Annotated in this window: 1 protein-coding gene; it reads left to right on the top strand. The window is 50.7% G+C overall.

Going from position 1 to position 225, the window contains the following annotated elements:
• A partial coding sequence (locus EGN72_RS19340) for a hypothetical protein (RefSeq protein WP_233586965.1) occupies positions 1–184 on the top strand: 184 nt, incomplete at its 5' end.
• Between the last annotated feature and the right edge of the window lie 41 nt (positions 185–225).

The raw sequence follows: 225 nt of genomic DNA, 5'->3' as shown, positions 1-225 counted from the left end.
GACATTGGTTACTGTTTCCTTAACGACATCGCACTGTTTCCAAGGTTTTGAATTTATCCCGATTATTCCACACCCCTGCCCCAATCGCGCCACTTTCTGGGGGGCATATGAGGCCATACCGCAGCGGGTATCGGGACGGAACAGAGGCCTGACCGAGACGATCCGAAACGGTTTTGAAACCTGATGCTCAACTTCCTCGAAAGGGAACATGCTATGAAACTGAAG

The organism is Pseudorhodobacter sp. E13, assembly GCF_003991405.1.
In the GTDB taxonomy this organism is placed as follows: Bacteria; Pseudomonadota; Alphaproteobacteria; order Rhodobacterales; family Rhodobacteraceae; genus Pseudorhodobacter.
This window is presented reverse-complemented; position numbering and strand designations above follow the sequence as displayed.